This window comes from Thalassotalea ganghwensis (assembly GCF_053485795.1).
In genome coordinates this window covers 235,572-260,511 of record NZ_JBQRUM010000004.1, presented here as the reverse complement: position 1 = coordinate 260,511, position 24,940 = coordinate 235,572, and the positions used below count along the sequence as shown (strand labels likewise).

Below are 24,940 nucleotides of genomic sequence, written 5' to 3'. Positions count from 1 at the left end.
AAAGGTCAACACGCTCTAAAGATAAAAAGACCTGTCGCTGACAGGTCTTTTTTTATACAGAGTAATCTATTAGGTCGTTAACTTACGGTGATCTTTCTTCGGTTTGACATTTCGTCTGGCAGTTTAGGAGCCGAGAGTGTTAATACACCATTATCAAATTTTGCACTAATATCGTTGCTATCTGCTCCTTGTCCGATATTGAAACTACGTTTGAAAAAGCCAGTTCGGCGCTCTTTAGTAATCACCTTGTCATCTTTGGATTCTTTAGTGGTATCTATCTTTGCTTCTATTGATAAAATCCCATCATGAAGTTCAATATTAATATCGTCCTTTTTAACACCCGGCAGTTCAGCGGTAATAAGATACTCTTTATCTTTTTCTGTGATATCGACTCTTGGGCTAAAAAACGATTCTGATTCAGCCAAATTGCTTGGGAAAAAGTTCTCAAAGAAATCGTTACGATTAAACCAGTGGTCACGAGGTAATAAGCTCATTTTCTTTCTCCTTAAATTATTGGGTTTGATTCTCACTCTAACCTTAGTCGAGTGTTTGGGTGTCGCCACTGTAACGTGATGTTTTCTTGATCTAGTTCAAAAAATAAACATTATTCTTTTTTTTGAACAATTATCGGGGCAGAAATTGCTTAATGAATGACTATTATTCCGCTCGCAACGCGTCGATAGGTGATAGCTTTGCCGCATTTAAAGCAGGGTATATCCCGGAAACTAAGCCAATAACCGCTGAGAAAAGTAACGAAAGTACTAAAACGACAGGGTTAATATCGATAGGAACATCAGGTAGTAAAAGCTTAGCGATTATTAGCATGATCAAAACAACCAAATAGCCAATTAAACCACTAACGACGGCTAGGCAGGTTGCTTCTGCGAGGAACAATAATTTAATTTGTTGAGAGGATAAACCTAGCGCTCTCATTAAGCCAATTTCTCCCGTTCTTTCTGTCACTGTGATGGTCATAATGGTTGCAATGCCTACGGCTCCTACCAGCAGTGAGATTAATCCTAAACTTGCTCCAGCACTTTTAATAATAAAAAGAATCTCATCAAGGCTGGTTAACATGTCATCTTGGGTGATAATGGTAAAGTCTTCGATGCCGTGGCGATTAATGAGTTGATGTTTGATGTAACTGGCGACAGTTTCCGCTTTAAGGCCTGGCTGATAAAAAATGTCTATTTCCATTAAGCTATCGCGGTTAAATAGCTGCATCGCTTTCGCTGCTGGAATGTAGATCATATCATCGAGATCTTGACCCATAAACTGTCCTTTTTCCGCCAATACGCCAACGACTTTAAAGCGCTGACTTCCAACATGGATGCTTTGTCCGAGAGCATTGTCGTTGCCGAACAACTCTTGCTTAACTTTTGCCCCTAAGACGGCAAAGCTTCTTGGTGCGAGGTTATTATCATCGGGTAAAAAGCGTCCTTGTGCTAATGTGAGTTTCCAAGCTTGGGCACCGTGAGCGCCAACGCCTGCGACATCAGTATATCGTGACAATTGATGCGCTTTAAGCTTTGCTGTTCCCATCACAATAGGAACAACATACTCTATATTACGAAGCCTGCTTAGATAATTTGCATCTTCTAGAGAAAGTGGTCTTACTGTATTGAGTAATCCGCCCATGCCGAAAGTTTCGGTTTTGCCGGGGGTGATAGCAACGATATTACTGCCAAATTGGGTAAACTCCTGTAATACAAAATTACGGATACTTTCACCAATTGATGACATTAATACTACAGCCGCCATGCCCGTTGAAAAGCCCGCAACTGTCAGTAAAGCACGAAGTCGTTGAGATAGAATGGAGGTTTTTACCCAATATAAAAGATCATCAAAACGCATCTACATGCCCCTTAATGCCAGCACAGGATCTTGCATTGCCGCACGTTTTGCGGGCAACCATGAAAATAATACACCAATAATTAAAGCGACGAAGCTACTGGTGAATGTTGCCCACCATGGTATTGCCATCGGAAAGCTAGGCCACACGATAACGGTAAATGCAACAACGAGATAACCGAGAGCAATGCCAATGATGACACCAAGACCAACAAGAAAGAGCGCTTCTATGAGAAATATATTTCTTACTTCGGCGGCGGTTGCCCCCATTGCTTTTAATAGACCAATTTCCTGTTTACGCTTGCTGACACTAATAAAACTAACATTCATGATAAGAAAGCCAGCAACGACAAGACTAATGGCGGCAATAGCACCGATACTAGCGGTGATCAGTTGCAGTATATTATTAAACGACGCCAATATGGCATTTTGACTAACGACAGTAACATCATCTTCTCCATCGTGACGTTGTTTAATGACACTGAGGATCTTTTCTTCAGTAAAGGATTCACTGCCAGTTTGTTTAAGTTGAACTAAAATTCTAAAAAGGCTCGGTGAGTTGAATATATTTTCTGCTGATCTGACAGGGATGATGACCATATCACGCAGATCGAGGCCAAGTGATTCCCCCCGTTCTTCAAGCACACCAATAATTCGAAAGCGTTGGCCCGAATATTTTACCCACTGTCCAACAGCCTGATCATTTGAAAAAAGCTCGTTAGCAACTTTTGCACCTAGGATAATGACAGAAGAAGAGCGTTCACTACTGTTAATGGGTAGGCCTTTCCCTTTAGAGAGTGTCAGGTTTCGAACGGAAAGAAAATCAGGTGTGCTGCCTATAGTGATGACTTCTCGACTTAAACCTTGATAACTTATGTAACCTGTACCAGCGATAATAGGCGCGACGGCATTCACAGAAGAAATTTTTTTTAACGCTTGTGCATCTTCAATAGTCAAGTCACGCGGTGTAGTGCCATAAATTGGCACGGAGCCGCCAGTTGTTTCTTTTCTACCGGGAAGTACAACCAACATTTTGTTACCCAATGAAGAAAACTCATGTTCAACAAATCTTCTAGCGCCTTCACCCAAGCCAGTTAGTAATAATACCGACGTTACAGAAATAGCGACAGCAAGCAACAATAAGCTTGTTCTGACTTTATGCCGAGCTAACGCAATAAAACTAAAATGTAGGTTATCAATCAGTTTCATTTAAATCCGTCATACTTGGTCATTATTATGGTAAATGTCACTAATAATTTCGCCATCAACCATGTTTAGTTGTCTAGTGGCTCTTTTGCCAAGTGCTTTGTCATGGGTGACAAGAATTAACGTGATGCCTTGGAGGTTTAATTCTTCAAGTAAACTGATCACCTCTTGGCCGGATGCTTGATCGAGGTTACCTGTTGGTTCATCGGCCAATAATATTTTTGGTGACATGACTAAAGAACGTGCAATCGCCACTCGTTGTAACTGTCCCCCAGACAATTGCTTTGGCAGGTGATGGCTGCGATCAGCGAGACCTAGCTGTTCAAACAAGGATAACACTTTTGCCTCACGAACCTTTTGACTCATTCCTGCTAACATCATCGGTAATGCTGCGTTTTCTAGCGCGGTAAGTCTTGGGATTAAATGAAAGCTTTGAAAAATAAAGCCGATATTCTCACGCCTTAATTGAGCGCGCTGTTCCTCAGTTTTATTAGTCGTTTCAATATCACCTATTTGATAGAGGCCATCATCAGGTCTATCGAGTAGACCAATCATATTGAGTAATGTCGATTTACCTGATCCTGAAGGCCCCATAATCGAAACATAAGCCCCTTTGTCGAGCGTTAAATCAACATTGTTTAAAACATGTAAAGGTTGCTCACCAACTTGATAAGTTTTATTGAGTTTATTTAGTGTGATAATGGCAGAGGTCATTTTTATTTTTTTGCCTCTGCAAAAGCGCCGATTTCAACACCAGATAAGCCGATTGAAGCAATGACCTTGTCTTTTGTCGTTAACCCGCTAACGATTTCACTGAATTGCCAATTGCCTATACCTATCTCGACGTTTCGCCTTTCTATGAAACCATCACCGTTAAGCACTAAAACATATTCATTATTAATGATGAGATCTGACGGTAGCCTCAAGACATTTTCTTTTGCTTCGAGAATCACTTCAACATCGGCACTAAAACCCGCAAGTAAATGGGGATCGCTGTGCTCTGTCATAGCAACTTCGATAGTAACGGTTCTCGCTTGTTTTTCGTAATCTTGAATATAAGGGGAAATTCGGCGTAATTTACCGCTGAAGAAACGACCTCTAAACGCATCAAGGGTGATTTTCACTGGTTTACCTACGGTTAACAGACCAGCATCTACTTCGTCTATTGGTGCAGTCACATAGTGACAATCATGAGTTAAAATATCAACGGCAGGAGGTGTAGGGACGCCGGGAGGTGAAGGCGTGGTATATTCACCAATCTCACCAGTGATCTCAGCGATAATACCTTTAAAAGGGGCGACCAGGTAAGTTTGTTCGATAGACGCGTTGATGTTATCTACCATCGCTTGACTGGCGGTAGTTTTTGCAATACTGGCTTGGCAGCTTGCCTTTCTGGCATCAAAGTTAGTTAATGCAAGATCAAGGTTTTCTTGTGAGGTTAGTGCGTTTTTAAGTAACGTCTGTTGTCTTTGGTAATCACTTTCTGCTTGGTTAGCCATTAGACAAGCTCGTTTTTGTTCACTTTGACTAGCTTTAAATAGCGCTTTTACTTCTTCTAGCTTGGCTAAACGATCTTTATTCCATAAAGAAATAAGCAAATGACCTTTATCGACAATATCTCCTTCTTTGACATTTATGCTGGCGATTTGACCACCAATAGGCAATGACATTTTAGCTCTTTGACAGGCTGTAATCGTGCCAGAACGCGTATTTGCTACCGTGCTTTCTACTAAACCCAAACTGGGCGATAACACATCGACTTGAATAGGCTTTTCAAGCGTTAACCACCAGTAAAGCCCGGCCAATATGAGTAAAACGAGTAGCCAGCGTAGCCATTTCATAATCGTTCCTTGCAATATTTATTTTCAAGTATGGTGATATCACCGATACCAAGTTAACAGCTCATCACTGTCCAAAGTGACTTGTTGCAAAATCAATCAATTTATTTCATTTTTCTATCATATGACTTTATTATTTTTAAGGCATGATCTAGCTCAACAATAGTGATAAAAAAATCAGAAAATATAGTTTTAATATTAACTTAGCATGAAACTTTGCGAGTTTCTTTAAAGTTGAATTAAAAGTATTCGTTTGATTGGTTGTTCGCTTTTTTTAGTCGCGAAGTTATCTGCTCATTTTTTGATTTTATTTGCGTTAAGTTGTAGGGTTAACTCAACTGATAACAAGAATAAAAAACTATGCTTCAAAAAAATTGTGGGTTTGCTCTCAAACTTAGTGATGACGCCTCATTACTATCATCACAACGTATACAACGAGAAGAAAAAGTAATTCCAGCGCTTAAAAAAGGGCAAGTATTGGTAAAAGTACTTGCATCCCCGGTTAATCCCTCCGATTTAGTCTACTTGCTAGGCAAGTATGGCTTAACCGCGCAAGAAGGTAAGTTTTGTGGTTTTGAAGGGGTTGGTGTTGTTATTAACGCTAATGCTGGATTATATGGCAAATGGTTAACAGGCAAGCGTGTTGCCTTATCAGCCGATCCAGAGCAAGACGGCTTATGGGCTCAATATGCGATAACACGAGCAAATTATTGCCTGCCTGTCAACAAAGACATTCCGGATGATCAAGCCGCAACGTTGATCGTTAATCCTTGTACATCAGTTTGCTTAGTAGAGCGCGCGATAGCTTTGGGAACTAAGGCGCTATTGGTAAATGCGGCGGCAAGTCAGGTTGGTAAGGGCGTGATTCGTTATGCTAGGTTAAAAGGGATAAAAACAATAGCTACTGTGCGTAGTGAACAAAATGTCTCGATAGTAGAATCGCTTGGTGCTGATCACGTTCTTTGTACAGCTCATCAAGGTTATGACGAAAAGCTTAAGGCACTATGTCACCAGCTGAAAGTAAAAGTATTACTCGATGCAGTCGCAGCAGAGGAAACACCGCGAAGTTTACGAGCGATGCCAAAAGGCTCTACGGCAATAATTTATGGAAGGTTAACTGAGACTCATGACCCGCTAGGAGGGCTTTTTTCTGTCGCTGATGTTATTTTTAGAGATATTCGTATAGAAGGCTTTTGGTTAGCGACCTATATCGGCAAAGCAAACCCCTTACATGTGCTAAGTTTAAGCCGAAAGGTGCAACGATTATTTTTATCTGGAGTGTTTAAAACCGATATTTATGCCAAAGTCGACTTTGAGCAATTTGGCCAAGCGCTCGATTATTATGCTGAGCACAAAAGTGAGGGCAAAGTGATCCTATTACCTCATGGGGGTAATACCGTTGAGTTAGGCAGTTAATTGATAAAACTTTCCATTAGTGAGCTCTGCAAGAGCTAGTGGTGATAATTCAATTTCTAAACCGCGTTTTCCACCACTGATAAAAATTGTTTCGTGTTGCTGAGCGCTCAAATCAATAAAGGTTTTGAGCGCAGACTTTTGCCCCAATGGAGAAACGCCGCCTAAAATGTAACCTGTACTATTAATAACATCGTTCGCTTTGGCCATCGTGGCTTTTTTGCTGTTCATAAGTTTGGCGAGCGATTTCAATGATAATTGTTGATTCACGGGAATAACGGCGACTACCAATTGATGCTGAATATCGACTACCAGCGTTTTAAAAACTTTTTCGATATCGACAATAAGCTTTTCTGCTGCTTCTAAGCCAAAAGAGCTGGCGTTACTATCATGTTGATATTGATGGAGGGTGTGCGGTACCTGTCGCTTTTTTAATAAAATAATGGCCGGAGTCACTGTCGTTTTCCTCTTATTTATCTAGAAAAAGTCGTTTAAGTAAATGTTTACGGTAAAGTTTATGGCTAAAGTAACGCATATGCCTGATATTATCGTTTGTGTTTACCGTGTGAAATATTCAATAATAGCTCTTGTATCATCAACTGTTTTTCCATTCAATTATAATAAGTTAACACTATGACATTTCGCATTTTGCATACTTCCGATTGGCATTTAGGTCAGTTTTTTTACGGTAAAAGCAGAGCCAGAGAACATCAACAATTTTTTGATTGGCTACTTACTGTCGTGGTGGAGCATGAAATTAATGCCATTATCGTAGCCGGGGATATTTTTGATACTGGCACTCCGCCTAGCTATGCACGAGAAATGTATTTTGAGTTTATTGTTAATCTGCAAAAATGCGATTGTCATTTTATTGTCTTGGCTGGTAATCACGACTCTGTCGCAATGTTATCGGAGTCGCAAAGTGTATTAAAGCATCTAAATTGTCATGTCATCGCAGCCGTTTCAGATGATATTGAAAAACAAATAATCCCGCTACATGATGCTCAAGGAAACCTAGCAGCCGTTGTTTGTGCGATACCTTTTATTCGACAGCGCGATATTATGACCAGTCAAGCAGGGCAGGATGCAACAACCAAACAACAAACACTGCAAGAAGCAATAAAAACACATTATCAAAGCGTATTTGCTAATGCTAAAGCACTAGCTGGCGACGAGACACCGGTGATTGCAACTGGTCATTTAACCACAGTTGGTGCTAAGACCAGCGATTCTGTTCGAGATATTTATATTGGCAATTTAGAGGCGTTTCCGGCGCAAGCGTTTCCTGATGCAGATTATATTGCACTTGGTCATATTCATCGTAGTCAAAAAGTCGCTAAAAGAGACTTTATTCGTTATAGCGGCTCACCGATACCTTTAAGTTTTGATGAGTGTAAACGGGTAAAACAAGTTCTGGTGGTGAACTTTGAACAAGGAGAGTTCAATGATGTTACTGAAATTAATGTGCCTGTTTTTCAACCAATGGCAAGTATAACGAGTCAGTTAGATAATTTAGCAAGTGATCTTGAGCAGCTATTAACGGGTTACCAAGAACAAATTGCTACACAAAAACTATGGCTTGACATAGAAATTGATAGCCATGAATACCATAGCGAGTTAATTACACGAATTGAAGAATTGGTTAAAGCGCTTCCCGTTGAAGTGCTATTAGTTAGACGGGAAAAACGCAAAGCGTTGCAACAGTTCAACACCGAGGAGAAAGTGACACTTGATGATCTTAATGTTGAGCAGGTATTTGAAGCGCGTTTGGCGCAACAAGAATGGTTAACAGATCAAGATAAAGCGCGAAAAGAGCGATTACTGGCACTATTTAGAAAAACGGTTAATGAGCTCGAAATTGAGCATTCAGGTACACCACTTAGCTCGCGAGTAACAAAAGAGGATGTTGTACGTTCATGAAAATCCTCAGTTTACGCTTTGAAAATATAAACGCATTAAAAGGCCATTGGAAAATTGACTTTCAGCAAGCACCTTTTGACAACAATGGTATTTTTGCGATCACTGGGCCAACAGGCGCAGGTAAAACCTCTATTCTCGATGCGATTTGCTTGGCACTATACCATCAAACTCCGCGATTAAAATTAGCGACTGAGGAGATAATGACAAGAAATACCGCCAGTTGTTTAGCGGAAGTCGAATTTGAAGTTAAGGGTAGACAGTATCGGGCATTTTGGAGCCAACGAAGAGCAAAAAATCAACCCGATGGAAACTTACAAAAACCCGTAGCGGAATTAGCGAAGATTGATGGTGAAATTATTGCAAGTAAAGTTTCTGAAGTTCGCCAAACGATAGCTCAATTAACGGGGTTAGATTTTGGTCGTTTTACAAAATCAATGATGCTATCGCAGGGAGAGTTCGCAGCATTTTTAAATGCTCAAGCAAAAGATCGGGCTGAATTGCTAGAAGAGTTAACCGGCAGTGAGATTTACGGCGCTATTTCACAGTACGTTTTTGAGCAACATAAACAAGAAAAACTAGCACTCACCCGAATGCTTGATCAAGCTGAAGGAATTGTTTTACTTGGCGACGAAGAATTAGCTGAAATAAAGCAACAGCAATCTTTGTTGCTTGATCAAGAGCAGCATCTAGAGCAAGAGCGAGATGTCGTCCAAAAAATACTACATTGGATCGATAAAAGTGAGCAGCTAGAACACCAGCTAAAAAATCATCAACAGCAGCGAAATGCTTTGAAAATAGAGCGAGAAAATTCAACAGCGGATCTGAATTTACTGGCGAATGCAAAACCGGCTCAACAGTTAGCGCCAAGTTATCATCAATATAGCGAAGTTAATGCGCAATACCATGAGCTTTTAGCTGAGCAGCAGGACGTTGGCAATAAGATAGCGCAAGAGCAAGTTCGCCTTGTTGAAAGTGAGCAACAGATTACAGCCGTTGAACAACAGTATGCAGCACAGCAAAAGGATATTGATGATTTTGAAAAACTCAATCGTGAAAAATTACAACCCCTCGAGAAAAAACTGTCGGTTGAGCGAACCAATGTAAAAAATATCGAACAGCAAATTCAAGAGTTAACCCATAAAAATACTCAGCTTATTGAACAAAAACAACAACATCAACAAACACAAAAAGAAGCTGAACAAAGAAAGCAAACTCTATCAACATCGTTAAAGGAACTTGAAAAGTATAAAAAAATAACAGAGCAGGTTCCGTTATGGCAAAACCAGTATCAGACGTTATCGACCAATAAAGAAAAAATTACGCAACAACAAACGCTAGCGCAAAATGTTAGTCAAACTGGTGAACAACTCAAAGCGCAAATAGCGCAAGATAATCTTATCGTTAAGCAAAGTCAGTTAGAATTTGACAGTATCAGCGATGATATTGTTAAAAAGCAGCAGACAAAGCAGGCAATATTGCAAACACTTCATTGTTCGGATGAGCAATCACTGAAACAACAGCTAGCTAAGTTGCAACAACAAATGCCAACACTAGTCTCGTCGCTCGATAAATCGAAGAGTTTTAATGATGTGGCTGAGAAACATCGCAATAACCTTAATTTGCAAGAGCAGTTAAAACAACGCGTAGCCAACCATCAACTACAAATTGAACAACTTCGCCATGAGTACAAATCAATGATGCAGCAACGAGATGACTTATCGAAAATCGTTGAGCAACATCGGTTAATTATTTCACTTGAATCGTTAAGAGGACAATTAGCGCTTGAACAGCCATGTCCGTTATGTGGCTCAAAAGAACATCCTTTAATCAATGAATATCAACAACAAAGTGAACTAGGGTCATCTGAAGAGCAACAAAGGCTATTGGCCATAGAGAGTGCACTTAAAGCATGTGAGCAACAAGGAAAAGACCTTAAAGAGCAATTGTCAGGGTTAGAAGCTGAGCTCAAATATGTTACGCAAACCCTTGAAGAGCAGCAATCCATGTTAATGCAGTTGCAGGATGAATGGGTAACAATTAAAGCGCAGGGAGAGCTAGATACAAACATTGAAGAATATTTACTATTAGAAAAACTGGTGAATGAGCGTCAGCAACAATATCGTCATTTTATCGCACAACAGGAAAAGATCTCTGACACTGAACAAAAAATCGTTGAGTTAAAGCAGGTACAAACAGATAAAGAAAAACAATTATTAACTCAATCTCATCAAATAGAACAAGCGGAAAAAGAGCATCAGCGACTGTTATTACAACATCAGGAAATAAATGCGCAGATTAAGCAGTTAGTTGAGGAGCAAGAAATATTGACTCAACAGTTGGCCGCCGCGTTGATTGACGCTGAGCAAGATAACTGTCAGTTGTTTGAACAAGAGCAGCTTGTCATAGATATCGATAGATTTAATAATTGGCGAAAAGGGGTTTCTCAAAAACTAGAGCAGTTATTGTTAAGTGAGAAATCATTGGCCGAAGTCGAAGAACAAATGCGTAGTTGTGCTCAACAAATAGCGTTAATTGACGCTAAACATCGTGATATTGAAGAAGATATTCAACAGTATATTGTTAAGCTTTCAGAAAACAAAATAGTACTTGAACGATTAGAAGTGGAGCGTGTCACCTTGTTTGCTTACCATGATATTGAACAGTATCGTCATCAACTTAAGCAAGCATTTGAGCAGATCAGCAAACAACGAGAGCAACTCATTCAGACCAAGCAAGTTCATTTGAGTCAGCTCAAAGAGTATCAGGGCTTAATACAACGTATTGAAAAACAACTCGATAGCACTCAACAACAACTTGAGCGAAAAAAACAAGATTGGTTTGCACAATTAAATGAAAGTCAGTTTGTTGATGAACAAGCGTTTAAAAAAGCACTATTGAGTGAAGAAGAACTTAATCGATTACAAGCACTCGCAGAACGAATGGATCAAGAACAACAGAAACTCGATACCATTGAAGAGCAGTTAAAAGATCAAAAAAATGTATTGTTAACTATGCAAGACGACTTAAAAGGGCAGGGTATAGATGATTTTAGCAGAGCCCAGGTTGAACCGCATTTGTTGACAATTCAACAGCAACTGAAACAATGTCAACTTAAGCAAGGAGAGTTAACTCAACAAATATCCCATCATCAGCAATCATTGCAAAAGCATAATCAACTGATGGAAAAAATTGAACAATTTCGCCTAAACGTGGATGACCTATCCTATTTATCGAGTTTAATTGGCTCTGCTGATGGCGCCAAGTTTAGAAAATTTGCACAAGGGCTAACCCTTGCTCACCTCGTTTACTTAGCGAATCAACATTTATCTAAATTGCACGGTCGGTATTTACTGCAAAACCAACAAGATGATTTGTTGGGTCTAGCGATTATTGATACTTGGCAAGCTGATGCGGTTAGAGATGTTAAGACATTATCCGGTGGAGAAAGCTTTTTGGTGAGTCTATCTTTAGCACTCGCTTTGTCTGATCTCGTTAGTGTTCGAACCAGTATTGACTCACTCTTTTTAGATGAAGGTTTTGGCACATTGGACAATGATACCCTAGAGATCGCTCTTGATGCACTCGATAACCTAAATGCTAGTGGCAAAATGATAGGGGTTATTTCTCACATCAATACCTTAAAAGAGCGGATCGATACGCAAATTAAGGTCAAGAAAAAAAGCGGTTTAGGGGTTAGTGAATTAGCGCCACAATTTAGATTTATAGAACATTAAGCACTTGGTTCAATTAGCTCAGACAAGCTTTGACAGATCGTCCTGAAAGTTGAACTTTTATCACATCACATTATTAAAAAAGGGTAACACTATGTATGCAGTGTTACCCTCATATTACTGTTAATACTTAAAGCTTATGGATTTTCAACAATAGCACATCTTGATAAATCACATAACGCCATCATAGCACGTATATCTTTGCGGTTAACGGCGCCATCGCTATTAAAGTCATATTCAAGACTTGATTCTCCGCCACGTAACATTTCTTGAAATAATGTTACATCACGTTTATCAACCGCACCATTTTCGTCGATATCAGCAGGGTTGTTAGCTTCGGTATTACACGTACCATTGCCAGCAACAATACAGTCTAGCCATTCATGGAATTCTGCATCAAAACGAGTACCCCAATCAGCTAATATATCTTGATAAGCCATATATTCTTGAGCAACTGTATTGTTCATCGCTGGTGTTGCTGAAGCTTTGAAATAAGCATCGAGTTGCTTTTGTAGTCCAGTTTGACCTTGATCGTTTGGTTGACCACAAGTATCCACCCAAGTACCAGACTCAGCACGCCATTTCCAATTATTTTCAATGGCCGTCTCTTTATCAACCCATTCCCATTTTAGCCAGCCATCTTCGTCTTTAATTGTACATCCTTCTGCTATCAGTGGGTCAACAACAGGATTTGGATCGATTTGGCCACAAGTCATTACCCAAGCACCAGCTTCGTCTGTCCATATCCAGTTATTCTTCATTGCTTGAGTTTTGTCATACCATTGCCATGAGTCAAGTGTACATTCACCTACAGGATCTACAGGATCTACAGGATCTACAGGATCTACAGGATCTACTGGGTCTACAGGATCTACTCCACCTTCGAAGTCAGGATCCGGAGCACCACATGTCCATACCCAATTACCTGAACCGCCATCGGCGTCATCTTTAACCCAAAGCCAACCATTTGCAGTGGCTTCATCTTTCGATTTCCATTGATACGGTAGGAATGTACAGTCATCTTCAGGGTATTCAGGTTCTACCGATTGATTTTTATCGTATTTTACCGCCCGCAAGGTTGGGAGAAGTTTATTATCTATTTCATCACGGTGGTTTTCCATCATAAAACGTGTTGCTAAATAACCCCAGGCATATATGCGAGTTTGATCGTCAGAATACGTTGTTTGAAATACTTCACTGAGTTGATAGGTTTTTTTTGCACCTTCTTGTAATGCCCATTCTGTGTTGTCAGGCAGAGATAGATACTCAGCAATGCCTTCACCCCACCAAACACTCGGGTTAACAGAGTCACCAAAATTACCCCATTGGTTATAACGGCCATCTAAGTAGTGATATTGTTCATGCTCTAAATTTCTAATTTTAAAGTTGCCATCACTATCAGGCTCTTGATAAACATATAAGCGCGCTTGGTTATTGTCATACATAGGGTAACCTTCCATATAGATCCCCCCGTTGCCAGTGTCAATATTGTATACTGTGCTTCCGAAATACTTATAAGCTGTTGAGCTGATAAAGACAGCTAATTCAAATGATTCATTATAATCATCAGCTACGGGAGCAGATGGGTTGGTTCCAAACGTTGAGTGAAACTTTTCTTGTCCTGCAATTAGAGCAGCACAGGAGGCATTAAGGTTTTCTTCACTAATGGTTCCTTGATAGCGCATTTTTATAGATGGAGAACATTCACGTGTACCTGATAAAATAGCGTCTTCTAAATTTATATCACAGAGGCCATTGTAACTGTCGCAATTCGCTGCATCTAAATCTTTTACCATACCTAAAGCTCTAAACCAAGCAACTGAGCCAACGCTGTCGCTTGAATAAGTATTTAAGATATATTGAATAAACGGACGTATCTTATTTGAAATTTCGGTGTTGTTCAGAGAAAACAATCGACCAAGTTCTGAAACAACTTTATTAAATTGGAGCTCTCGCTCGTGACCTAACAACCATGTGGCATCGACTTTGATAAATTTTATTAAATTATCAATAATTTCAGGGTTATTAAGGTGGACATCGATAGTTTTCTGTTGGTCATCGTCGATGGTCGAATTATAAACCTGTAATAATAACTCTCTATAACCACGTTCTTCGTCATTTACACCAGCATTGTTCTCGCGTGATACAGTATTAGCGTAGCCAAGAAAAGCTTCAGTAAAGCGCGGAAGGTATAGGGTTGGGTCTGAACCTATGGCGCTTTTTGACGCTGTAAGCATATGTAACATTTGACGTCTAACATTATGATCACGTGAAGCTTCGCCATTAAACGTTACAAAATAGTCACCTGCAAAGTATGTGTCAAATGCTCGCTTAATGCCATTTTTAAAATCTTGTGTAAAAGCGCGATTAGAATTGGCTGCCGTTTCAGCAGAAAACATTGTGCGAATGTAAGTGATTAAAATATCAAAGTCAGCGGCGCCATTTTCGTCACTACCGTCGTAAGATATCAGGATGTTATTTAATTCATTGACGACAACTTGTAAGTTATCATCCGAAAAGATTGAGTGCCCTGCATATTGTGTATCCTCCCACATCGGATAAATACAGTCGTTAACATTAGCATTTTTAATCCTATCGATTAAATTGGCACCACTGAGTCCTTCCAATTGTTCAGGGGAATTACATGACGCAGAGCTTGCTGATACGTTTTGCTTATTAGTCATCACTTTAGCTGTTGACTGCTGAATTTCCTGACGCTGAGACGTAAACTTTTGATTACCGATGTGTTGTTTGTTTATCAAGGGGTGCTGTTGGTTCGATATATTATGGCTGTGCTCAGCATTGGTTGCCGCTACAAATGAGCTTAGCATAACTCCAGCAGCAACGAGATTGTGTTTTTTCATAAAGATTCTCTCATATAAATTGCTATTATTATTTTTATGTGTTTTTAGTGTTAAATTTATGTGAAATTGTTTCACCTTGGGCATCATGGCATGGTTACATAAAATATACAATATATTTGTATCGGTTGTTTTTGGATAAAAAACCAATAGTAATATCGTAACGAGGGTAACACTGGAAAATAGGGGGGTGATACGCTGAGTTTGACTACGCAAAAAATCATTACAATTGCATTGCTTGTAAGTTTGTGCATTTATTAGTTTTTACTACACTTTAATCAGGGTCTGTTAAACCTGTTGTTTTTCTTTTTTTGTATTTTTTTAGAGTGGCAAAAGCAGGGGGAATGTTTGGTCAATGCTAATGAGCAAATGTTAAAGCTTTTAGTGTGTTATATAATCATTATCCACTTTTTGTAAAGTACGGGACAAAAGCTAAAATGGTGTTCAACTTTGGTAAACACTTTTTCAAGATGATTAAGCTTTAATTTTTTGCATTGATTAGCGCACTGTATTTGCTCCACATAAAATTAAAAACAACGAACAACCAAGACTAATTTACGACGGTGGTGTCGTACCAAGCGCTTTCTAATAGTTTGTGTTTGATTGCTTTTTGTAAAGGAATAAGAGGTTTACGTCATGGGTACGGCTAAAAGTCGGATATTAGATACAGCGCCAGCTATATCTCGTCTTGAGTTTATGACAATTATGGAACAAGCGCTTTTACAGGCGCGTCAGTCTTTGTCCTTAATTGTGTTGAAGATAAACCAATTGCATGAAACCTGCCTCTCGATTGGGTTGACCAACAATGAGCAAGTGTTATCACAGTATTTACAGCGAATAGAAATTACCGTTAACGAAAGTGCTAACGTTGGTCGCATGGGAGATGATGGCTTTGCTATTTTGATCAATGAAGATCGTGAAATATCTTTGTTAGTACTCGAGTTAATGGAAGTGCTAAGTCGTCCATTTATCTTAAATAATGCCTGCTTTGATATCGTTTCTTCCGTTGGTTATGGTGTTGCAAATGAATTTATTGATGATGCCTACGACTTTTTATCCACTGTTGAAAAATCGTTGACCAGTGTTGACCCGGCTAAACGTCAATACCTAGGTGGTTTTAACCCAAAAATCCTTGAAAAAGAACGAAGAGAGCAGTTGGTAGAGCATCGCTTGCGTGCTGCGATTAAACAAGAAGCGTTAGTATTGAACCAAGGGAAATCGAGCGACGTTTTTGCCTTGCATTACCAGCCTCAGGTGTCGTCGCTAGATTATAGCATTATTGGCGTAGAAGCTTTGCTTCGTTGGCAAGATACTGAGCTTGGTTTTGTCAGCCCAGAAGAGTTTATTCCCATCGCAGAAAGAATAGATGCGTTAAATACGTTAACTAAGTGGGTGGTATTAAAGTCCTTTCAAGATATCACGACATTAAATCAATATGTTTGCCCAGAAACGTTTAAGCTCAGTATTAATATTTCCCCAACTCAATTAATTAAAGCGTCAGTATTACTTAGCCTATTAGAAAGTGCGTTGAAACGTTATGATATCTTGCCAAGCCGCGTAGTGATAGAGCTTACAGAAGACTTACCGTTAACAGAATTTGCGAATGAGTTACAAATTATTAGTGATTTAGGTTGTCAATTGGCATTAGACGATTTTGGTACCGGGTATTCTTCAATGCATACCTTAAGAACGATGCCATTAGATTACGCCAAGCTAGATAAATCGTTTGTTACGCATTTATATACAGAGTTTTGCAACAACACCTCAGCAGATGAAAGTATGATCAGAACTTTCCAAGTACTGTGTAATTCTTTAGGGCTTAAAAGTGTGATTGAAGGTGTTGAAACACAAGAGCAACGGGACTTTTTGCGCAGTATGGGCTGTAAAGCACTACAAGGCTATTTTTTCAGTAAACCAGTTCCGCTAGATGAGCTCAGTGAACTAGTAAAGAATGAACCATATAAGCAGGTACCCTAACGTTATTATAATTTTAGTCGTTAATTGCGGAAATATTATTTTCGTAGGTTCTATTGACGCTAGAATATGGGCGCTGTTTAAAGTCTTAGTTAACCGTATAAGCCAATACGTTTTAACTTACGTATCATGTGTCAGATTACTACATGACGCTCCCCGCGCTTAAAAACGATGTAAAAGTACTCGAGGGTTACCAAGCTCCAACACATTAACAAGTTAACAAATAAATGGCACTCTTCATTAGTAGTAAGATCTCAAACGTCTACAATTTCTAACACTTAATAATACAGTTTCTTAAATTGTTAAGAAAAAACTATTTGTATCATGGTTTGCTATTAGGTTATACGACACACTTAATACATTATAACTGTTAACGCTTTGCTTTTTATTAAGTTTTATAGCTTCTATGCTGCACTCTTTTAGGAAAATACGCCAACCAATATGAGTATTTAGTAAACTAGGATCTTACTATGTCAACAAGCAACGATATTTCATAAACAACCTTTATACAATATAAATACAATATATTTTAAAAGCTATAAAATACAATTGCTTAGTTTGATTCCCCTTCCTTTCCTGTTTTGATGGAATTGTATTTTAAGATTACGTTTTTTACTATCCAACTCTAGGATTTGGTGAGCTTTTTTTAAATCTATGCAGAGTGATAATTTGTCGGTAATCAAAACAAATGCTTAGAAATTTAGTGGACTAAACGATGAGATTTTAACGCAGCATAGCCTCATTTTAGCCTCTGTCACGAGAGCTTAACGAAAAGGGGAAATGTTTTTTTTAACGCTCGTGGTATAAGCGTTTGCATAGTACTTTAACAGTTAGCCCGTTCAACCGCTTTGGCCAACATTAAAGCTAACCCCACATTTTATTATGCAGCGTTTTAAAAAGGAAAATAGTGAACGTATTAATCAAATAATATGTAAGAGGAATATCTGGGGAAAGGATAGGTTTAGCGAGAGTAGTGCCAACAGTGGTTAAAATTGACGTTCGTTTCGTTGATGAGGGGGCAATGCAGTAAGCCTAAGTATCAAATTGTAATCATATTAGGTTGTTTATTTTTTTGCAGGAGATTAGTTATGGAAACTTTACTGAGTATATTAAAAAGAAATTCATATAGGCATTTGGCTATCATTTTATTGTTTTTACTTAGTTGTAAAAACTATTATTATGATAAAAACATCTTAAACATAGAGAGCCTAGTCATTAGTTTATTATTCCCTCTAGGTTTTCTATTATTTATTGAGGTTATTAGATATTTAAAGCACCGTAAATGATGAGCTTCAGGGTACACCTCGTCAGAGGATAAAGTGCGCAAAGATAAATTAGCTAAGTTTAATTTCACCAATAATATCGGCCATTTTAAATTGGGCTGAGTATTAAAAAATGATAGGGAGCAAGGAGGATCGGAAATGAAATGTATTCTTAGTATACTGTTACTCGCACTTTCGCCTGCATTACTGGCTATTGAAATCACCACGGAGAACGCAACAAAATCAGAATTGGCAACGGTTGAGCTACTTAAAGCGCTTCGCGCATCCCATGATACCAATAAATGGGAATTCATTGATAAAGTTCATATCAACGAAAAGGCTATTCCACATAGCCACCCTTTATTAACATTACATACGCGTCATACCAGTAAAGCACATAAAGATTTTCTTTTATCTACCTATTTACACGAACAGATTCACTGGCATATAAGCAAGAATGAAGAAAAAACCAAAAGTGCAATTGAAGAATTAAAAACTATATTTAAGGATGTACCGAATAGCTTTCCTGAAGGCGCTGGCAATGAATTTAGTACGTATCTACATCTTTTAGTTTGTTTTCTGGAAATGGAAGCGATATCAGAGTTGCTCAGTGCTCAGCGAGTTAAGGCCGTTATGAGTTTTTGGCAGCAAGACCATTACACCTGGGTTTACCGCCAAGTGGAGCAGAAGAACAGTGAGATAAAGAAAGTTTTGGATAACCATGGATTATTAATTTAGTAATATCCCTCATTTTTCAACGTGATTTTTTTGATAAACAGCGCACAATAGCGGTATACAGTTGTCTATCTACAAGAAAGCTTCTAGTAAAGGACTTAATCTTATGAAGTGGTTTGTTTTTGATAGCCTGTAGTTCAACTAACATAGTTGCTAAGAATAACGTTATGGTGCTTGTTGATTTAAGCAAGTAGAAAGCACCTTATGGAGCAGAAGGAAGGTGTAAGTTTGAATCAAGGCATTTGTTGTCCGCAGAGACAGGGTTTTCCGATATGCAGAATTAAATTATAGAGTTAGAAGAACCATTTCTGAAATCATCAGTTTATATGATTTCTCATTTTAGCAGTACTTGGTGCATAAAATAATATCTATGTGTAGATATAGGTATGTAAGATAATTTGGTACGACCGAGTGGACTCGAACCACCGACCCCCACCATGTCAAGGTGGTGCTCTAACCAGCTGAGCTACGGTCGTACAATTGAACTGTTGAGTGAATCAACGAGGCGCTATACTAGCGATCTGCTTTACAGCTTGCAAGTAAATTTTAGTAAATATTTTAGAAAACCTACCCGTTTGTCTATTTAAGCGCCAACCGGGTGCATTTCTAAACGATGCTGGATGATCTTTAATCGCCAAGCCAACATAAATGCCGCGCAAGTTAAACCAGAAATAAATCCTATCCAGAAACCGTATGGGCCAATTGGTTCAATTAACCAATCGGTTAATCCGAGCACTAAACCAACGCCAAGGCCGATAACCCAATAAGCGATAAAGGTAATATATAAAATAGATTTTGTATCTTTATACCCTCTAAGTGCACCTGCTGAAATTACCTGTATTGCATCTGAAAACTGAAACAAAGCAGCAAGAAACATTAAACTTGCTGCTAGCGTTACCACGTCTTGATCAGTGCTATAAATTAACGCAATTTGTTCTCTAAAGATAAGGGATAGCGTTGCGGTGACAAAAGCGATAAGTAAGCCTAACAAAATTGAATATTTACAAATCATTTTTGCACCTTGATGATCTCTATCACCAACGGCAAAACCTACTTTTATTGTTACCGCCATGGCTAAACTGAGTGGCACCATAAAGACCAAACCGGAAAAGTTAATGGCGATTTGATGACTAGCTACGACATTTGCACCAAATGGCGCGAGAATAATGGCGACAACTGAAAATAAACTGACTTCAAACAATAAAGACATTGCTATTGGTACACCTAACAATAAAATTGATTTCATCGCTTCGATATTCGGCCAATAAATCTTATCCCATAAGGGCGCTACTCTGAGTTTCTTTGAAACTAAACAATAAATTAGCATGCCGACAAACATAACCCAGTAAACAATCGCTGTAGCTAAGCCACAACCTGCACCGCCAAGGGCTGGCATTCCAAATTCACCATAAATAAAAATATAGTTCGCGGGAATGTTAATGAGTAAACCAATGATGCTAATGATCATGGTTGGTTTGGTATAAGAAAGCCCTTCAGCGTAATTTCTCAAAACAACGTATAAGCAAAAGCCAGGTCCTCCCCATACGATGTAGCCCAGATAATCAAACATCAGCGTTTTTAAGTTACTTTCTAATGGCACCCGCTCAATGATAAGAGGGGTAATGCCATAATATAAAACAATCAGACTTAACCCTAAGGCCAGTGCAATCCAAGCGGTTTGAAAGGTTTGATTGGCAACGTCTTTAAAGTTTTTAGCACCAGCTAGTTGGGAAACAATGCTAGCTAACGCCATTATTACGCCATAAATGGTTAAAATCAGCGGTAACCAGATGCTACTAGCAACCGCCACCGCCGCCATATCGGTTGCACTGACTCGACCCGCCATCACGGTGTCAGCAAAACCCATTAAATTCTGGATTAATTGGGCAATTAAGATAGGGTAGGCAAGTTTCATTAAACTTTTAGTATTGTCTAAAAACCCTGGAAATGTCATTTATGGCTTTATCCTGTAATTAGCTTTTTGTTATCATCGCCAAGCACGTTGTTGAAAGAGAGATATTATATGTTTACTGGCCTAGTACAAGCACAAGCTAGAGTCGTATCAATTACTGAAGCGGATGCGCTCGCCCGTTTAACTATATCGGTAGAAAATGAACAGGCGAAAGCATTATTACTTGGCGCGAGCATAGCAATTAATGGGGTATGCTTAACTGTTGTTTCGTATCAAGAGCAATCTTCATGTACTCATATTAATTTTGATATTATCTCAGAAACTTTGCAGGTAACCAACCTAGGAGCGCTAAAAGTTGGCGATATGGTTAACTTGGAACGTTCATTAAAAATGGGAGATGAGTTGGGCGGACATATCGTTAGTGGTCATGTTCAAACTACGGCTCATTTAGCGAATAAAGTGCAAACAGACACTAATTGCACGTTAACCTTTATCATTAATCACCAATGGATGGCATTTATTGTTCACAAAGGTTTTATCACCATCAATGGCATCAGTTTGACGGTGGGAGAGGTAGGAGATGACAAGTTTTGCGTGCATTTAATCCCCGAAACCTTAGCGAGAACTAATTTATCGCGTTTAGCAATTGGTGATCAGGTTAATATTGAATGCGACCAGCAAACGGTAACAATCGTAAATACCTTAAAACGTCTTGATCTAACCAAATTAATTAGTTAACCATTACTGCTTAAAAGTATTGCTCGTCGTCGGCATCAATAGCGAGCTGAACTTTTTGATGATATTCATCGATATGCATATTTAAATGAATATCGTGACAACAAGCCGGACACTCGTCATAGTAATCCTGGTCACCGGCAGAGGTGTCAAGTGTGACAAACAAATGATGGCCACAATGCGGGCATTCAATACGCTGCTGTTTAATACTGTTTGGCATAATACCTCCTTATGATTGCACTAAAGTTGTACATGCCACATCTGTAATTATGACGCTTTTCTTTGAGATAGCGAGTAAAGCCAAAGACTTTTTCAATTGTTAAATAAGATCAATATCATAGCGAATTGATAATATCTTTTGCTTGATCAATGTAATGACCACCAAACATATTAGCGTGATTTAAGAGGTGATAGAGGTTGTATAGTTTCTTTTTTTCTTCATAGTTTGGGCTCGGTGGTAAGTAACTAAAGTAACTTTGATAAAATGCTGGCGGAAATCCACCAAATAATTCGGTCATGGCGATATCAGTTTCTCGATCACCATAATAACTTGCGGGGTCAAAGATAATTGGTTGTCCCTTTTCAAAGCCGACATTACCTTGCCATAAATCGCCATGCAAAAGAGACGGCGATATCGCATACTGATCAAGTCGTTGACGACATTTATTCAGGATGTTTTGGTGCTTTGCGAGAATGATACCTTTTTCGGCCAAGCGTTTTAGCTGAGGACCTAAGCGGTACTCGCTAAAAAAGACACTCCAATTTGAACTCCAGTGATTACATTGTTTGCTGGTACCTATAAAATTATCTTGCTGCCAGCCGAATGCATTAAAGGTATCCATGCTATGAAGTTGGGCCAGTGCTTTACCTAAGGTTGGCCATTTTGATTGCGCATTTTTGTCCATTTGATGGAACGTTAAGATTAAAAAAGCATGCTTTTCGTGATGACCAATCGCAATAACATCAGGGACTTTAATAACATTTGCTTCGGACAGCCTCGAAAGGGATAACGCTTCCGCTTGAAAACTATTGAGATAGTTGATGTGATTGTATTTTACAAAATAGATGTTTTTTTCATCCGAAATGCACTCAGCCTGATTGATATCCCCTCCTGTTAATCGGTACCGAGCTTTGATGGTAAAAGATTGGCCAGTTACTTGGCTGATCACGTTTTGTACGGCTGACCACATAGAACACCTTTACTTGCGCTAACCATGTAGGCAACTAGTTTACGAGATCAAAGCCGAGTATTCAAAGTGGGGCGGTTAGCTCACAAACCTTTGTCGAATATCTGGAGGTTCAACGACAAATACTTGTAAGCTAACCTTAAACTGTTAGGCGTGTTAAAACTGGTAATTTAGGTTAACCAAAACACTTCTACCTGCTTGCGTATATTGCTCTTTACTTGCTGTATTATTTTGACCGGCGATACTTTGATAATGGTAATATTCTTTATCAAGTAAATTGGTTACTCCCGCGGATAATCGCCATTGACCAATTTCAACCTGACTATACCAGTCAACGACGCCGAAACCTTGGCTGGTTGCAGTGCTAACTCCCTGAATTTTAGGCACATCGTTTTGTGCTTTTGCGAATCGTAACGCCAAGGTATGTTGCCAATAGTTTTGCTCTAACGACATTAATAAGCTCCCAGAAAGTGGCGAGATACTTTCAAGAGGTTGAGCACTTTCATTGTTTCTGCCATGAGCATCAGCAATATTAATGGCAAGGCTGATTGAATCATTCAACCAATGTTTGGCGCTAAACTCCCAACCTTCAATACGAGCCGATGAAATATTCCGGTATTGAAAAACTGATTTTTCAACGCCTGGGATGTAAGTAGGCTCAGTTGCCACGAGTTGTGATTCAATAAAATTGTCGAATCTGCTGTTGTAGTAAGCTAACGAAAATTCGGTATTAGGCCATTGTCCTTTGATGCCGAGCTCGTGGCTATTGCTGGTTTCGGCTTCAAGTGCTGGGTTAGGTAGTATTTGATAAAACGGCTCCACGCCATGGTTTTGATAAGCGAGATCGTGTGGCGGTATTTTAAAGCCTCTCATCCATTGTCCATAAAAAGTCACATTGCTATTTAAGTGAAAGGTAGTCGCTAATTTTGGTGACCAAGCGTTTTCATTGATGTCACTAAGCTCACTCATTTGATAAAGTGCATCATCTTTCGCTGACATACGGTAATCATCATAACGAACCGCAGCAATAAAGCTCCATGGCGTATTGGTGGTGATAATATCTTGTATATATATACCTGTCATTGTTGTTTCAGCACCAGGAAAGGCTTTTTGCGGTGTATTTTCAAAAACAACTTCACCGTCAAAGCCTACACGAGTTTTTAAACGAGGCCGCTTGGTGTCATAAATATCTATATCGATACCATAGCTCAATTGATGCTCGATGGTGTCTTCTAACAATTGTTTGTTAAACATGGCTTTTAGACCAATGATATCTTGTTCAAAGCGATAGTCGTTGAAATCACTATACCCGCGATTGCTATGTCGAGTTTGTTGACTTTGTTGTTGATATTGAGAGACATAAAGAAGTCCTTGCCAAGAATCGTATATTGCCGAACCAGCTTGTGAACGGTAATCGATGGTAAAGGCGATGCTTTCGTTTTTATCATCAATACTATCGATTTTAGCTAAGGAATCGACGTCGACAACTTGTGAGGTAGATTGTTGATAATAGTCACCGATAAGTAGCAGCTCTGCATCACTACCAATGGAACGTTGGGCCTTGGCTAAAAGCGCCGTAGAGTCACTATCGTATTCAGGTAACGAACTGGTATAGTTTTGCGTCTCGTGGCCATTTCTTTCGGTTAACGATAGACTTGCTGCCCAATCGCTTATCCTAGCTGCGCCTTGAAATCCCATTTTATTGGTTTGACTGTCACTGTTGGTGCCAAGTTGTAGATTTGAGAAGTATTGTTCTTCTCCTAAAAAGTCTCGGGGATTTTTTGTTTGGATAACCACGATGCCGCCTAGTGCATCTGAGCCATACAAAGAAGAGGCTGCACCTTTAGCAATTTCAATTTGCTTTATATTGTCTGTATCTAAATAGCCACGGCCAACAATAAAGCCGCCACCACCTGCGTAGCTATCATTTAAACGCCTGCCATCTTGAATATAAACTAAGCGATTACCTCCTATACCTCGAACTGTGAGGGTTTGCGCTTGCCCAGCATTACCTGATGAGGTAATTGAAGGGTCATATTTAAACAAGTTAGCAAGATCGCTTAACACAAACCGTTCTATTTGTGATTGGTCAACTACCGAGACACTGGCGGGTATTTTTGCCAACGGCTGTGCGACACGACTGGCAGATATCACCATATATTCATCAGCCTTAGCATCAGTTGTTTTTGTTGCTAAGTTATCTTGTGCTATAGCCGTTGTTGTGATGGCTAAGGCGATAATTGTTAATGGAAAGGGCAATGATTTCATAAACTCCAACTTACATAAATGAGAACTATTCTTATTTGCATAGTAAA

At 39.2% G+C, this 24,940-nt stretch carries 17 protein-coding genes and 1 tRNA gene; 6 read left to right on the top strand and 12 right to left on the bottom strand.

The features are described 5' to 3' along the window. Window positions 1-77: 77 nt before the first annotated feature. The 5 genes from ACSLUH_RS06240 to ACSLUH_RS06220 form a co-directional block, all read right to left on the bottom strand. Window positions 78-494 (bottom strand): Hsp20/alpha crystallin family protein, encoded by a 417-nt coding sequence (locus tag ACSLUH_RS06240; protein WP_448565431.1) that lies wholly within the window; start codon window positions 492-494, stop codon window positions 78-80. Between the two features lie 163 nt (window positions 495-657). Next, window positions 658-1,854 carry an ABC transporter permease gene (locus tag ACSLUH_RS06235; protein WP_448565430.1) on the bottom strand — a complete coding sequence of 399 codons (1,197 nt, stop codon included), beginning with the start codon at window positions 1,852-1,854 and terminating at the stop codon, window positions 658-660. Continuing rightward, entirely contained in the window at window positions 1,855-3,060 is a 1,206-nt protein-coding gene (locus ACSLUH_RS06230) for an ABC transporter permease (protein WP_448565429.1), read from the bottom strand. A gap of 9 nt (window positions 3,061-3,069) precedes the next feature. Further along, on the bottom strand, window positions 3,070-3,771 hold the full coding sequence (locus ACSLUH_RS06225; RefSeq protein ID WP_448565428.1) for an ABC transporter ATP-binding protein: 702 nt from the start codon (window positions 3,769-3,771) through the stop codon (window positions 3,070-3,072). 2 nt (window positions 3,772-3,773) lie between these two features. Beyond that, the gene (locus tag ACSLUH_RS06220; protein ID WP_448565427.1) at window positions 3,774-4,898 is read right to left on the bottom strand and encodes an efflux RND transporter periplasmic adaptor subunit; all 1,125 of its coding nucleotides are present in this window, start codon (window positions 4,896-4,898) and stop codon (window positions 3,774-3,776) included. Between the two features lie 357 nt (window positions 4,899-5,255). Here ACSLUH_RS06220 and ACSLUH_RS06215 point away from each other — a divergent pair, with 357 nt between their 5' ends. Beyond that, entirely contained in the window at window positions 5,256-6,311 is a 1,056-nt protein-coding gene (locus tag ACSLUH_RS06215) for a zinc-binding dehydrogenase (RefSeq protein WP_448565426.1), read from the top strand. Here ACSLUH_RS06215 and ybaK read toward each other — a convergent pair. Next, window positions 6,300-6,764: a Cys-tRNA(Pro) deacylase gene (gene ybaK / locus ACSLUH_RS06210; RefSeq protein WP_448565425.1), complete on the bottom strand. Its 465-nt coding sequence runs from the start codon at window positions 6,762-6,764 to the stop codon at window positions 6,300-6,302. The genes ACSLUH_RS06215 and ybaK overlap by 12 nt on opposite strands. A gap of 177 nt (window positions 6,765-6,941) precedes the next feature. Here ybaK and sbcD point away from each other — a divergent pair, with 177 nt between their 5' ends. Both sbcD and ACSLUH_RS06200 read left to right on the top strand, forming a co-directional pair. Further along, complete coding sequence (gene sbcD / locus ACSLUH_RS06205; RefSeq protein WP_448565424.1) at window positions 6,942-8,228, top strand: exonuclease subunit SbcD; 1,287 nt, start codon at window positions 6,942-6,944, stop codon at window positions 8,226-8,228. Next, the gene (locus ACSLUH_RS06200; protein WP_448565423.1) at window positions 8,225-11,962 is read left to right on the top strand and encodes an SbcC/MukB-like Walker B domain-containing protein; all 3,738 of its coding nucleotides are present in this window, start codon (window positions 8,225-8,227) and stop codon (window positions 11,960-11,962) included. The genes sbcD and ACSLUH_RS06200 overlap by 4 nt, the downstream gene beginning before the upstream one ends. A gap of 134 nt (window positions 11,963-12,096) precedes the next feature. Here ACSLUH_RS06200 and ACSLUH_RS06195 read toward each other — a convergent pair whose 3' ends face one another. Then, window positions 12,097-14,823 carry a collagenase gene (locus ACSLUH_RS06195; protein ID WP_448565422.1) on the bottom strand — a complete coding sequence of 909 codons (2,727 nt, stop codon included), beginning with the start codon at window positions 14,821-14,823 and terminating at the stop codon, window positions 12,097-12,099. 633 nt (window positions 14,824-15,456) lie between these two features. On the opposite strand from ACSLUH_RS06195, the gene ACSLUH_RS06190 reads away from it, so the two are divergent. After that, window positions 15,457-16,797 (top strand): EAL domain-containing protein, encoded by a 1,341-nt coding sequence (locus tag ACSLUH_RS06190; protein WP_448565421.1) that lies wholly within the window; start codon window positions 15,457-15,459, stop codon window positions 16,795-16,797. Window positions 16,798-18,215: 1,418 nt separating this feature from the next. Next, a complete protein-coding gene (locus tag ACSLUH_RS06185) occupies window positions 18,216-18,794 on the top strand; it encodes a hypothetical protein (RefSeq protein WP_448565420.1) in 579 nt (192 codons plus the stop codon). A gap of 396 nt (window positions 18,795-19,190) precedes the next feature. On the opposite strand, the gene ACSLUH_RS06180 is transcribed toward ACSLUH_RS06185, so the two are convergent. Continuing rightward, window positions 19,191-19,267, bottom strand: a tRNA-Val gene (locus ACSLUH_RS06180). Between the two features lie 107 nt (window positions 19,268-19,374). Beyond that, entirely contained in the window at window positions 19,375-20,745 is a 1,371-nt protein-coding gene (locus ACSLUH_RS06175; protein WP_448565419.1) for an MATE family efflux transporter, read from the bottom strand. A gap of 69 nt (window positions 20,746-20,814) precedes the next feature. Between ACSLUH_RS06175 and ACSLUH_RS06170 the strand changes: the two genes are divergently transcribed. Continuing rightward, on the top strand, window positions 20,815-21,441 hold the full coding sequence (locus ACSLUH_RS06170; protein WP_448565418.1) for a riboflavin synthase subunit alpha: 627 nt from the start codon (window positions 20,815-20,817) through the stop codon (window positions 21,439-21,441). A gap of 10 nt (window positions 21,442-21,451) precedes the next feature. Here ACSLUH_RS06170 and ACSLUH_RS06165 read toward each other — a convergent pair whose 3' ends face one another. From ACSLUH_RS06165 to ACSLUH_RS06155, 3 genes are all read right to left on the bottom strand, one after another. After that, complete coding sequence (locus tag ACSLUH_RS06165) at window positions 21,452-21,658, bottom strand: CPXCG motif-containing cysteine-rich protein (RefSeq protein ID WP_448565417.1); 207 nt, start codon at window positions 21,656-21,658, stop codon at window positions 21,452-21,454. 115 nt (window positions 21,659-21,773) lie between these two features. After that, window positions 21,774-22,628: a fructosamine kinase family protein gene (locus tag ACSLUH_RS06160; protein ID WP_448565416.1), complete on the bottom strand. Its 855-nt coding sequence runs from the start codon at window positions 22,626-22,628 to the stop codon at window positions 21,774-21,776. Window positions 22,629-22,781: 153 nt separating this feature from the next. Continuing rightward, complete coding sequence (locus ACSLUH_RS06155; RefSeq protein WP_448565415.1) at window positions 22,782-24,893, bottom strand: TonB-dependent receptor, heme/hemoglobin family; 2,112 nt, start codon at window positions 24,891-24,893, stop codon at window positions 22,782-22,784. Between the last annotated feature and the right edge of the window lie 47 nt (window positions 24,894-24,940).

Coding starts and splice junctions, on each gene's coding strand:
- ACSLUH_RS06215 (WP_448565426.1), top strand. CDS start 5,256: ATGCTTCAAAAAAATTGTGGGTTTGCTCTCAAACTTAGTGATGACGCC.
- ACSLUH_RS06185 (WP_448565420.1), top strand. CDS start 18,216: ATGAAATGTATTCTTAGTATACTGTTACTCGCACTTTCGCCTGCATTA.
- ACSLUH_RS06195 (WP_448565422.1), bottom strand. CDS start 14,823: ATGAAAAAACACAATCTCGTTGCTGCTGGAGTTATGCTAAGCTCATTT.
- ACSLUH_RS06170 (WP_448565418.1), top strand. CDS start 20,815: ATGTTTACTGGCCTAGTACAAGCACAAGCTAGAGTCGTATCAATTACT.
- ACSLUH_RS06200 (WP_448565423.1), top strand. CDS start 8,225: ATGAAAATCCTCAGTTTACGCTTTGAAAATATAAACGCATTAAAAGGC.
- ACSLUH_RS06160 (WP_448565416.1), bottom strand. CDS start 22,628: ATGTGGTCAGCCGTACAAAACGTGATCAGCCAAGTAACTGGCCAATCT.
- ACSLUH_RS06235 (WP_448565430.1), bottom strand. CDS start 1,854: ATGCGTTTTGATGATCTTTTATATTGGGTAAAAACCTCCATTCTATCT.
- sbcD (WP_448565424.1), top strand. CDS start 6,942: ATGACATTTCGCATTTTGCATACTTCCGATTGGCATTTAGGTCAGTTT.
- ACSLUH_RS06225 (WP_448565428.1), bottom strand. CDS start 3,771: ATGACCTCTGCCATTATCACACTAAATAAACTCAATAAAACTTATCAA.
- ACSLUH_RS06190 (WP_448565421.1), top strand. CDS start 15,457: ATGGGTACGGCTAAAAGTCGGATATTAGATACAGCGCCAGCTATATCT.
- ACSLUH_RS06220 (WP_448565427.1), bottom strand. CDS start 4,898: ATGAAATGGCTACGCTGGCTACTCGTTTTACTCATATTGGCCGGGCTT.
- ACSLUH_RS06230 (WP_448565429.1), bottom strand. CDS start 3,060: ATGAAACTGATTGATAACCTACATTTTAGTTTTATTGCGTTAGCTCGG.
- ACSLUH_RS06175 (WP_448565419.1), bottom strand. CDS start 20,745: ATGACATTTCCAGGGTTTTTAGACAATACTAAAAGTTTAATGAAACTT.
- ACSLUH_RS06165 (WP_448565417.1), bottom strand. CDS start 21,658: ATGCCAAACAGTATTAAACAGCAGCGTATTGAATGCCCGCATTGTGGC.
- ACSLUH_RS06240 (WP_448565431.1), bottom strand. CDS start 494: ATGAGCTTATTACCTCGTGACCACTGGTTTAATCGTAACGATTTCTTT.
- ACSLUH_RS06155 (WP_448565415.1), bottom strand. CDS start 24,893: ATGAAATCATTGCCCTTTCCATTAACAATTATCGCCTTAGCCATCACA.